The 11,484-nt window shown below is 67.1% G+C and carries 8 protein-coding genes; 2 read left to right on the plus strand and 6 right to left on the minus strand.

Annotation, left to right across the window (positions count from 1 at the left end; translation table 11 throughout):
• Nucleotides 1-19: 19 nt before the first annotated feature.
• Nucleotides 20-1,873 (minus strand): translation elongation factor 4, encoded by a 1,854-nt coding sequence (gene lepA, locus VUN84_09870; protein ID XAS62650.1) that lies wholly within the window; start codon nucleotides 1,871-1,873, stop codon nucleotides 20-22.
• A gap of 181 nt (nucleotides 1,874-2,054) precedes the next feature.
• Between lepA and VUN84_09875 the strand changes: the two genes are divergently transcribed.
• Together VUN84_09875 and rpsT are read left to right on the plus strand one after the other, a co-directional pair.
• A complete protein-coding gene (locus tag VUN84_09875; protein ID XAS62651.1) occupies nucleotides 2,055-2,660 on the plus strand; it encodes a type II toxin-antitoxin system PemK/MazF family toxin in 606 nt (201 codons plus the stop codon).
• A gap of 174 nt (nucleotides 2,661-2,834) precedes the next feature.
• The gene (gene rpsT, locus VUN84_09880) at nucleotides 2,835-3,095 is read left to right on the plus strand and encodes a 30S ribosomal protein S20 (GenBank protein XAS62652.1); all 261 of its coding nucleotides are present in this window, start codon (nucleotides 2,835-2,837) and stop codon (nucleotides 3,093-3,095) included.
• A 139-nt stretch (nucleotides 3,096-3,234) separates the two neighbouring features.
• Here rpsT and holA read toward each other — a convergent pair whose 3' ends face one another.
• The 5 genes from holA to leuS all read right to left on the minus strand — a co-directional run bounded on the left by holA (nucleotide 3,235) and on the right by leuS (nucleotide 10,769).
• Nucleotides 3,235-4,248 carry a DNA polymerase III subunit delta gene (holA, locus tag VUN84_09885; GenBank protein ID XAS62653.1) on the minus strand — a complete coding sequence of 338 codons (1,014 nt, stop codon included), beginning with the start codon at nucleotides 4,246-4,248 and terminating at the stop codon, nucleotides 3,235-3,237.
• The gene (locus tag VUN84_09890; GenBank protein XAS62654.1) at nucleotides 4,182-5,714 is read right to left on the minus strand and encodes a ComEC/Rec2 family competence protein; all 1,533 of its coding nucleotides are present in this window, start codon (nucleotides 5,712-5,714) and stop codon (nucleotides 4,182-4,184) included. Before VUN84_09890 ends, holA begins: the two co-directional genes overlap by 67 nt.
• 450 nt (nucleotides 5,715-6,164) lie before the next feature.
• Complete coding sequence (locus VUN84_09895; GenBank protein ID XAS62655.1) at nucleotides 6,165-6,647, minus strand: helix-hairpin-helix domain-containing protein; 483 nt, start codon at nucleotides 6,645-6,647, stop codon at nucleotides 6,165-6,167.
• A gap of 492 nt (nucleotides 6,648-7,139) precedes the next feature.
• Nucleotides 7,140-8,135, minus strand: a complete 996-nt coding sequence (locus VUN84_09900; GenBank protein XAS62656.1) for a DegV family protein — start codon at nucleotides 8,133-8,135, stop codon at nucleotides 7,140-7,142.
• A gap of 96 nt (nucleotides 8,136-8,231) precedes the next feature.
• Nucleotides 8,232-10,769 carry a leucine--tRNA ligase gene (gene leuS, locus VUN84_09905; GenBank protein XAS62657.1) on the minus strand — a complete coding sequence of 846 codons (2,538 nt, stop codon included), beginning with the start codon at nucleotides 10,767-10,769 and terminating at the stop codon, nucleotides 8,232-8,234.
• Nucleotides 10,770-11,484: the final 715 nt, after the last annotated feature.

Genomic DNA, 11,484 nt, shown 5'->3' on the forward strand with positions numbered 1-11,484 from the left:
ACGGTCGTTGAAGGCACGGCTACTTCTTGGCCTTGTCCTTGGACTCGTCCGTGGTGAGGGCGGCAACGAAGGCTTCCTGCGGGACCTCGACGCGGCCCACCATCTTCATGCGCTTCTTGCCTTCCTTTTGCTTCTCCAGCAGTTTGCGCTTCCGGGTGATGTCACCGCCGTAGCATTTGGCGAGCACATCCTTGCGGATGGCGCGGATGCTCTCCCGGGCAATGATGCGGGATCCGATGGCAGCCTGGATGGGCACTTCGAACTGCTGGCGTGGAATGAGTTCGCGCAGCTTGCCGGTCATCATCACGCCGTACGCGTAGGCCTTCTCCCGGTGGGTGATGGCACTGAAAGCGTCCACCTGTTCACCCTGAAGCATAATGTCCACCTTGACCAGATCGGCGACCTGATCGCCGTCGGCCTTCCAGTCCAGCGAACCGTAGCCGCGGGTCCGTGACTTGAGGATGTCGAAGAAGTCGAAGACGATTTCGGCCAGCGGGAGCCGGTACCGGATCTCCACCCGGTCCTCGGAAAGGTAGTCCATGCCGCCCATGACGCCGCGGCGGCTCTGGCACAGTTCCATGATGGCGCCGACGAATTCGTTGGGCGCCAGGATGGTGGCGGACACCATCGGTTCGCGCACCTCGGCGACCTTGCCGGTCGGGTATTCGCTGGGGTTGGTGACGTGGACGACCTTCTTGTCCTCGAGGGTCACCTCGTATTCCACGTTGGGGGCGGTGGAGATCAGGTCCAGGTTGTATTCGCGTTCCAGCCGCTCGCGGGTGATTTCCAGGTGCAGGAGGCCCAGGAAGCCCACCCTGAAACCGAAGCCCAGCGCTGCGGACGTCTCTGGCTCGTAGACCAGCGCGGCGTCGTTGAGCATCAGCTTCTCGAGCGCATCGCGGAGCACCGGGTAGTCGGTGCCGTCCAGCGGGTACAGCCCGGAAAAGACCATCGGCTTGGCGTCCGCGTAGCCCGGGAGGGAGTCGGTGGCCGGCTTCGCAAGGTTGGTGACGGTGTCGCCCACCTTGGACAGGCGCACGTCCTTCACCCCGGTGATGAGGTAGCCCACTTCCCCGACGCCCAGGCCCTTGGAGGGGGTGGGTTCCGGGGAGCTGACGCCGATCTCCAGGAGTTCATGGGTGGCGCGGGTGGACATCATCTGGATGCGTTCGCGGGGATGCAGCATCCCGTCAACCACGCGGACGTACGTGACGACGCCGCGGTAGGTGTCATAGACGGAGTCGAAAATCATGGCGCGGGCCGGCGCGTCCGGGTTGCCCACGGGGGCCGGCAGGTCGCGGACGATCTTGTCCAGCAGCACCTCGACGCCCATGCCGGTCTTGCCGGAAACGCGGAGCACGTCGTCCGGGTCGCCGCCGATCAGGTTGGCGAGTTCCGCCGCGTACTTCTCAGGCTGTGCCGCGGGGAGGTCGATCTTGTTCAGGACCGGAATGATGGTGAGGTTGTTTTCCATCGCCAGGTAGAGGTTGGCGAGGGTCTGGGCCTCGATGCCCTGGGCCGCGTCCACCAGAAGGATGGCGCCTTCGCAGGCGGCCAGGGAGCGGGAGACCTCATAGGTGAAGTCAACGTGTCCGGGGGTGTCGATCATGTTCAGCGCGTAGCTGGTTCCGTCGAGCTCCCAGGGCATGCGGACTGCCTGGGACTTGATGGTGATGCCGCGTTCGCGCTCAATGTCCATGCGGTCCAGGTACTGGGCCTTCATGTCACGGGACTGGACGACGCCGGTGTACTGGAGCATCCGGTCGGCCAGCGTGGACTTGCCGTGGTCAATGTGCGCAATGATGCAGAAGTTCCGGATGATGGCCGGATCTGTTGCGGCAGGCACCGGGGCGGTGCGGGCCATGGGAGACACGCAGGGTCCTTACTGTTGGCAATACTGACTGACGGCAATACTGGTGGTTTTTGTGCGGAACGGCGCTGCGGACGGGTGTCCGTCCTGCGGCGTGCCGCGTTTATCGTTCCTATAGTCTCCCACGTCCGGGCCCGCCGGAGTGCATCCTCCTGCCCGGCCGGGCGGCCGGTATGGTATCCCCATGGCTTGGAACTTACGCTCAATTGGCAACGCAGTCCGCGGCGCTCTGCGCCTGCTCGAAGGACGCCCCGGCTCGATGCCCGGCAGCTCCGGCAAAGCCCGGCCGTCCACACCGAAGCCCGCCCGGGGCCGTCCGGGCGGGAAACTGCCTGGCACTAAACCGGGCGGACGCCCCAGTGCGGGGCATGCCGCCGCCGGCCTGACCGGCACGTATCCCGGCGACTTCCGTGGAACGGCGACGATTACCTACGCCCCCTCCCCCAACGGCCTGCCCGAGCCAGGTGAGGTCGTTTGGACCTGGGTACCGTACGAAGAGGACTATTCCCAGGGCAAGGACCGCCCGGTACTGCTGGTGGGCACCAGCGGCCGGTATCTGCTGGCCCTCATGCTGACCAGCAAGGACCACGACGGCGATCCGCGCCGGACCGGCGACTATGTCGACATTGGCACCGGCCGCTGGGACTCGCAGGGGCGCCCCAGCGAAGCGAAACTGGACCGGATCCTGCAGATCAATCCGCGTGATGTCCGGCGTGAAGGGGCCATCCTCGATGCCAAGAGCTTCAGTGTTGTGGCCGCGGCCCTGCAGGCCCGCCACGGGTGGCGCTAACCGCCCGTGCAATCACCACCCTGCCTGCCTTTCTGCTACTATTGACAGCTGTGTGTCCGTGCAGGTCGACGGCCACAGATGGTTGGTCGCCATAGGTATCCCCACGCCGCTCAGTCAATGGCCAATCTGAAAGCCCTCTAGACCATTTTCCGCATTGAAAAAGAGAGTTCACACGTGGCTAATATTAAGTCCCAGAAGAAGCGCATCCTCACCAACGAGAAGGCCCGCCTGCGTAACAACGCAGTCAAGTCCGAGCTGAAGACGGCCATCCGCGCCGTCAACACCGCCGTTGAGTCCACCGACAAGGATGCTGCGGCTACCGCACTGCTTTCCGCCAGCCGCAAGCTGGACAAGGCTGTCAGCAAGGGTGTTCTGCACAAGAACAACGCTGCCAACCGCAAGTCGGCCATCTCCAAGAAGGTCAACGCGCTCTAAGGCTTCCAGTTCACTCGAACTGACGATCGTGGCCGGCACCCTCGGGTGCCGGCCACTTCCAGTTAAGCCACCGTATACGCCTCCGGTCGAGTGCAGGCCGCGCCCGCCAGGATCGGCCCCGGCCGGGGGCAGGCCCTCCTCAGCGGCGCACCGACGTCGCAATCACCGTGACGGCATGTTCGACGGCGTAAACCGGGTCCCGGGAGAGGCCCTTGACCTGGGCGTCCGCCTCGGCGGTCACCTGAATGGACCGGACCAGGCCCTCGGGAGTCCAGCGCCGCACCTCCCGCTGCGCCTGTTCCACCAGCCAGGGCTGCATGCCGAGTTGCTTGGCAATCTGGGACGAGGAGCCCTGGGCGCCGGCGACCTTGGCGAGGGTGCGGAGCTTCGCGGCCAGCGCCGCGACGAGAGGAACCGGGTCCGCGCCCGTATCGAGGGCGTGGCGCAGGGTGGACAGTGCCAGCGGGGCGTTCCCGGCCATCGCGGCATCGGCTACCTTGAAAGCCGAGGCTTCGACCCTGCCCCCGTAATACCGGTCCACCATGGCGGCGTCCACGCCGGTGGCGGCATCGGCGATGAGTTGGCTGCAGGCGGCGGCAAGTTCAGCCAGGCTTGCGCCGACGGCGTTGACGAGGGCGTGCACGGCATCCGGCTCGATGCGCCGCGATGCGGCCCTGAACTCGGTCGTCACGAACGCTATCTTGTCGGCATCCTTCTTCAGCGGCTGGCAGTCCACCACCGGCCAGCCGCCGGCTTTGATGGCGTCCAGCAGCTTCTTACCGCGCACGCCCCCGCTGTGGCGGAAGACCAGCACAGCGTCCGGCTCGGGACCGGTGAGATACTTCAGCCCGTCGGCCAGGAACGCATCGTTCATACCCTCGAGGCCTTCCACTTCGATGAGCTTTTGCTCGCCGAACAGGGACGGGCTGACATTCATGGCGAGGGAACCCGGCTCGTAGCTGCCGGCGTTGAGCCGTGTTACTTCGACGTCCGGGGCTGCGGCACGGACCTGTGCCCTGATGCGATCCATGGCGCGGGATCCCAAATAGTCTTCCGGCCCGCCGACCAGCACGACGGCGGCCGGGGTCACATCCCGCCAGGTGGCGGTATTCGCCGCCGCGGGCCGGGCGCGTGGGGTCTGGGCAGCAGCCACTGAGGTTTCCTCCCGGAAGGTTGTTTGCAGGTTCTAAGCCTGCCACGGCCTGGACGGTGCACCAAGCCGGAGCGGTGCCCACACAGGGTTGTTCCGCCAGGGTGGGGAGGCAGCATCCGGTCGAGCAGCGCCACAGCCCGTTCATGGGCGGCACGGGCCAGCCCCACCGTCCGGGCAGGGTGGCAGCCCAGCCAGCAGGCGCCGAGGGCGGCAGCGGAGAAGAGCGTCATCGTGGCCACGCCGACGGCGCCTGCCGGCCAGGGCAGGACAGCGCCGGGCAGGCCGGCGAAGAAGCGTGCGATTCCGCCCACCCCGTTGGCGAAGGCGGCCGCGACGGCCAGCGGCACTGCAGCGAGGGCAGGGGCCAGAGCGGCCAGCGGCACAGCCGCCGTTCCCAGCAACGTCACAGGGGCGACAAGGACAGCAGCAGCAATGTTGGCGGGCAGGGCATAGGCCGAAAATTGCGGCTGCAGCAAGACGATCACGGGGCCGCAGAAAGTCTGTGCAGAGAGCGGAACCGCTACTCCGGCCGCCGCCCACCGCGGCACCCGCTCCGGAAACCAGCCCAGAATTGCCCTGCCTGTTATCACGATGCCGAGCGTTGCAAGGACAGAGAGCAGGAACCCGAAGCTGATGGCCAACGCCGGTTGCGCCAGCACAAGTCCTGCCACTGCGAGGCACAAGAGGCTCAGCCCCCGTCCAGGCCGGCCTCCGGCCAGGGCCACGAGGCCAATAGCGCCCATCAGCGCGGCGCGCAGCACGCTGGCGTCCGGGCCAACCATCAGGACGAACAGGCCCAGCCCGCCCAGGCACAGGACCGCGGTCACTGCACGATTGAACCGCAGGCTGCGCGCGCCCAGCAGAAAGGCACCCAGAATGATGCTGCAGTTTGCGCCGCTGACTGCCGTCAGGTGGGTCATTCCGACCGTCTTCATGGCAGTGTCAAGGTCCGGATCTACGGAGCTGGTGTCACCGGTGACCATGCCCGGAAGGAGCCCGCGGGCATCTCCCGCGTACTGCCCGGCGGCAGCGGAGAACCGTCTCCGGAGCTCCAGTGGGCCGTGCTGCCAGGGCCCGGGCTGACCGATCGCGAGCGGCACGGAACTTGCCGAGAGGACCGCCGCTTCAGCCTGGCCGGGTCCGGGGGGTTTGAGCTTGCCGGTGGTCCGGATCCGGACACCGGGGTTGACATGCTCCCAGTCGGCGCCTCCCAGCACCAGCAACCGGGCAGGCGCGCGTACCCGGTGGGCGTCGAAGGTCATTTCGATCATGGTGGCAGGCACGGCCCAGCGGTCCGATAGCCCGGAACGTCCGGGAGCCGTGAGCCGCCGCGGCGCCCCCGAGACCTCCACCTCCACTGCCACGGTGTGGCCTCCGGCGGCGGCAGCGGACACGGCCTCCTCGTTCCCCGCGGCGGATTCGGCGGCGGCATGCCCGGCCGTCGCCGCGGCGAGAAGCAACGCCACCGCCAGCGTTGCGAGGAAACTCCGCCGGGCCGGACCACCGGTTTTCCGTCTCCTCCAAGCGGACCCTGCCCGGAGCAGGAGGACTCCCGCCCCTGCCAGGAAGCTCAGGCCGAGCACCGCCAGCTGCGCCGGATTTAAGTGGGGCGCAGCCGCGGCCGTGGCCCAGACCAGCACCGCCGGAGGAACCAGGCGGACGTCCGTCCTGCGCAGCAGGTGCTCCCGGCTCCCGTGGGACCGGGTCGGGCCCGGAAGAGACTCGATGAGGTCCCTGAGCCGCCCACGGCGTGGGCGCTGCCCAAGAGGCCCCAGCGGTCCAAGCGACCCCAGCGGCCCGGGGGGCCCGGGTTGTGGCAGCGCGTTCTCTGCCCCCGGGTCGTTGCCGGGACTGCGGCCAAGGGCTGCGTCAATGTACTGCTGCCAGCGGCTGGCCTGTTCCATGCCGGGGCTCCCTCAGACCCGGACCAGCGGCAACAGGGCTGCGAGCATCTTCTCGCCGACACCGTCCACGGCGTCCAGTTCTTCCACCCGCTGGAAACGACCGTGCTGGCCGCGCCAGTCCACAATCCGCTGGGCCAGCACCGGCCCGACGCGCGGCAGGGTGGCCAGTTCCTCCACGCTGGCGGTGTTCAGGTTAATCTTCCCGGCAGCGGTCGGGCGGGCACCGGACGCCGGTCCGCCTCCAGCGGCCGCATCACCGGCCGGAGCGGTTCCGTTCGGAACAGTTTCGCCCTGCCGCGGCACCAGGATTTTCTGTCCGTCCTCGAGGACGGCCGCGAGATTGAGCTGGCCCGGATCGGCATCCGGGGAACCACCTCCCGCCGCAGCGATGGCCTCGTGCAGCCGGCTCCCCGGCGGTAATTCCACGACGCCGGCCCGGACCACGGCACCGGCCACGTGCACGATGATCCTTCCCGTGGCGGGCGGCGATGACATGACGGGATCGGGTACGGGATGGGAATCCGGAACGGGCCCATCGCCGTCCGCTGCGATGCCGGTAGAACTTAGCGGGCCGATATCCGTGGGGGCGTGCGCCGCCTGCCACCAGAACCAGCCGAGCAACACTGCGCCAATCAGGCACAGCACTGCGGCGGGGCGGGCCCCGGTGCGCCACCTAAGGCGGGGACCGCGGTGGACTGGCGGGTCGCCGGGTTCCGGCCCGGGCGGAGGTGCAGAACCGGAGCCCAGCGGCGGTATGGAGAGCAGGCCGGGATCTGTTCCGGGGCCGGCTACGGCAGCGGACAGCCTGCGCGCGGCATGGCCACCTCCGCTGCTGGCTGGGTATCCCGGATCGTGGCGCGGCATGCGCCCATCCTACGAAGCGCCGGCAGCGCCCCTCGGGGTCGAGGTGTCCTATGTGGATACCGCGGGATACGGCGGCAGCAGGCCACCGGCCGGTGGGGCCAGGACGCCGGCCGGGAGGCCGGGCTATATCCCGGCGGATGGCTCCGGATCCGCGGTAGGCGTGGTCTCCCCGACAACCACAGCAAGGACACCGAGTCCGGCGTGGGCAGCCAGCACGGCGGGCAGCGCGCTGATTTGAACGGGCGGACTTCCGGGAACCGCAGCGGCCAGCTCCAGAGCCAGCTGGTCGGCCTCGGCGGGGTTGCCGAAATGGTGGACCGCAAGCCTGGCCAGCCCCGCCGGGCGGCTGGCGGCGTCGGACACGGCGATCTCCTGGAGCCGTGCGATGGCTTTCGCCGCGGATCGAATTTTCTCCAGCGGCACCACCTTGCCGTCCTCGACCGCGAGGAGGGGCTTGATGGCGAACATGGTGCCCCACATGGACGCCCCCGCTCCGATCCGTCCGCCGCGGCGCAGCTGTTCGAGGCTCGGCACGTAAAAGTAGACCCTGGTTCGGGCCAGCTCCTGCTCGGCGGCCGTCCTAACCTCTGCCGCCGCTCCGCCGCCCGTGGCTGCGCGGACGGCGCTTTGGACGCCCATGCCCAGTGCCATGCCGACGGTCCGCGAGTCAATGACTTCCACGGGGATGCTCACCCGGGCAGCGGCCAGCCGGGCTGAGTCGACAGTTCCGGACAGTTCCCCGGAGATGTGGACCGAGACGACAGCATCAAAGCCCAGCCGTTCGGCAGCCAGGTAGGCCTGCTCGAACTGGCCGGGGGAAGGCCGCGAGGTCTTGACCGGCTTACCGCTCGCCAGAGCCAGCGCGATGGTGTCGGTGATGTCGTCCTCACCCTCGCCGTAGATCTCCGCTCCCACCATCACCGGCATCGGGACGACGGCAAGGCGCCCACCGCCGGAGACGGCGCGGACCCAGTCGGCCGGCAGTGCCGCAGCGGAGTCCGTGACCACGGCCGTGCGGACCACGGCGGGGCTGCTGCCGGGGGCAGCGGACCGGGGCTGGCGTAAGCCGCCGAGGCGCCCCTTGAGCCACGGCCACCCTGCGGCCTCGCGATCGGGCATGCGGAACCTCTTGCTCTCTGCTGTAGCTCTCGAACACGCGGTACGGTCCGGCCGCCGGGAGACCCCGGCGGCCGGACCAACGGGCGGTCTGCCCCGCTAAGCCGGGACGATGTTGACCAGTTTAGGCGCCCGCACAATGACGGTGCGGATGCCCCGGCCATCGAGGGCACGCTGGACATTCTCCGAGCCCAGCGCCAATTCCCGCAGCTCGTCCTCGCCGATCTCCGGGGAGACGTCGAGCCGGTCACGGACCTTGCCCTGCACCTGGACGACGGCGGTGACGGTGTCCTGCACCAACAGGGCGGGGTCGTGGGCGGGCCAACCGGCATTGGCCACCGAGGCGGGGTGCCCCAGCACGTTCCAGAGATCCTCTGCCGTGTAGGGCGCGAAGAGGCTCAGGATGACCGCGACAGCCTCGACGGCTTCGCGGACCGCCGGATCGGCCCCGCCCGCTCCGGTGCCTGCATCAATACTCTTGCGGGTCGCGTTGACGAGCTCCATCAACTTGGCCACGACCACATTGAACTTGTTGTGCTCCAGCAACGCTTCGGCGTCGGCGATCGTGCGGTGCGTGACCGTACGCAAGGCACGGTCGCCCGTCGCGAAGTCGACGCCCGGAGCGCTGGCAATGTCCTGGCCCAACCGCCAGGCGCGGGCCAGGAACTTTGCAGCACCCGACGGCGAGACGTCCGCCCAGTCGACGTCGTCCTCCGGCGGGGAGGCGAAGATCATGGTGAGCCGGACGGCGTCGACGCCGTACTTGTCCAACTGCTCGCCGAGGTCCACGCCGTTGCCCAGGGACTTGCTCATGGCTTTGCCGCCGTTGAGCACCTGGCCCTGGTTCAGGAGTGCACTGAAGGGCTCGTCGGCGTCGATCATGCCGAGGTCGTGGATGACTTTGGTGAAGAACCGCGCATAAAGCAAATGCAGGATGGCGTGCTCCACGCCGCCCACGTACTGCCCCACCGGCATCCAGTCATTGATCTTTTCCGGATCGAACGGGCCATCCGTGTACTGGGGCGAGACGAAACGCAGGAAGTACCAGGAGGAATCCACGAACGTGTCCATGGTGTCCGTGTCCCGCCTGGCCGGGCCGTGGCAACTGGGGCACTGAACGTTGACCCAGCTTTCGACGGCGGCCAACGGCGACGTGCCCTTGGGGGACAGGTCCTCGCCGCGCAGGTCCGCCGGCAGGGTGACAGGCAGCTGATCGTCCGGCACCGGGACTTCCCCGCAGGCAGGGCAGTGGATGATCGGAATCGGGGTGCCCCAGAAGCGCTGCCGGCTGAGCAGCCAGTCGCGCAGCCGGAAGTTCACGAATTTCTCGCCGGTGCCCTGCTGCCGCAGTATTTCGATGGCGGCCGGAATGGCTTCTGCCTTGGGCAGGCCGTCCAGGGCGCCGGAGTTGATCAGGGTGCCCTCGCCCGTCGTCGCCGTCCCGCTGACGGCGGGATCCTCCTCGCCGGTGTCCAGCACTGCCCGTACGGGCAGGTCGAAGGTGCGCGCGAAGTCGAGGTCGCGCTGGTCGTGGGCGGGGACGGCCATGATGGCACCGGTGCCGTAGTCCGCCAGCACGTAGTCGGCTGCCCAGACGGGCAGCTTCTCGCCGTTGAGCGGGTTGATGGCGTACCGGCCGGTGAAGACACCGGTCTTTTCCCGCTCGGTGGACTGCCGTTCGATTTCGGAGAGCGCCTTGACCTGTTCGCGGTAGGCGTCCAGGGCCCCGGCATGTTCCGCGGTGACCAGTTCGACGGCGATCGGCGCGTCGGCCGCGACGACAAAGAACGTCGCACCGTACAGGGTGTCGGGTCGGGTGGTAAACACCTGAACGTCCTTGGCAGGCTTGTCGGCGTCGGCGTCGGCCTCGATGACGAAGGTGACGTGCGCGCCCTCGGACCGTCCGATCCAGTTCTTCTGCATGGCCAGGACGCGTTCGGGCCAGTGCCCGCGCAGTTCGTCCATGTCCTCGAGCAGCCGGTCGGCGTAGTCGGTAATCTTGAAGTACCACTGGTTCAGGGACTTCTTGGTGACCTGTGTGCCACAACGCTCACAGGCGCCGTTGACTACCTGTTCGTTGGCCAGCACCGTCTGGTCCTTGGGGCACCAGTTGACGGGCGAATTTTTGCGGTAGGCCAGGCCGCGCTCGTGGAAGCGTTTGAACAGCCACTGGGTCCACCGGTAGTACTCCGGGTCGGACGTGTGGATCCGTCGGGACCAGTCGGCCGAGATGGCGTAGCGCTTGAACGACGCCGCCTGGGTGTCAATGTTGGCGTAGGTCCACTCGCTGGGGTGGGCGTTGCGCTTGATGGCCGCGTTCTCGGCGGGCAGGCCAAAGGAGTCCCAGCCGATCGGGTGCAGTACATCGTAGCCCTGCTGGCGGAGGTACCGGGCGACGACGTCTCCCATGGCAAACGCTTCGGCGTGACCCATGTGAAGATCGCCGGAGGGGTACGGAAACATGTCCAGAACGTACCGCCGCTCCTTGGAGCCGTCGTCGACGGGCGTGAAGACTTTGAGGTCTTCCCAGACCTGCGGCCATTTGGCTTCCATGGTCGCGAAGCTGTAGGCACCCTCTTCGGGGGCCCCGGCTGCCACTGCTGGTGTTCCGGTGTCTGTCTCCGGCTGAACGCTCACTGCTGGCCTCTTCTGTTCTGTCATGCAACTCGTTGGGGGAAACTTCACGGTCAAGCTTCATTTTCCGGCAAGGCTTCCTGGTCCGCCCTGGCACCCCGTGCCGTGCAGCCGGCCGGGAAGGGCCCAGACACACAAAAGCCCCTCGACACGGAGGGGCAGCCGCTCGGCAATCCGAGTACCTGTCGGGATGCCGGGCGGCTAGCTAAGCAGAAGGATTGCACGCATAGTGTCCACTTTAGCGCCTTCCGCCGGATCCGGGCGAAACGGGAGCAGAGTCCCAGGACGGCGCTCCGGCGAGGGGAAGGCCCGCGGGGAATTCCAGCGGCGGCCAGGACTTCAAATCGTTACAAATTAATCACTTGGAACCACAGCGTACTGACAGCTTCTTCTGATAGTAGAAATTGCGCACGGCGAAATGATAAGAGCGTAGTCATGCCCCTAGCCAAGTAGTTCGCTAAAGGACCTCAAGTAACCTTTCGCCTTTATGCAAGTACCTTTTCGGCTCCTGCCCTATTTACGTACAAGGTGCGGCACGACTGTGCTCAAGTGGGCCCTCGGCCTCAATTTTCGGCGTCTTGCCACGAGGGGTGAAGAGGAACACTATTCTCTCAAGATCTCGTGGGGGGATCCTGTGGGGGGATTCGCTAGGTCTCGGGTTGAGGAGCCTGATATGTATCTATTGCGTATTTTATCTCTGCATCAACTGATTCTTCTG

It is taken from the genome of Micrococcaceae bacterium Sec5.8, from assembly GCA_039636775.1.
Taxonomy (GTDB): Bacteria; Actinomycetota; Actinomycetes; order Actinomycetales; family Micrococcaceae; genus Arthrobacter.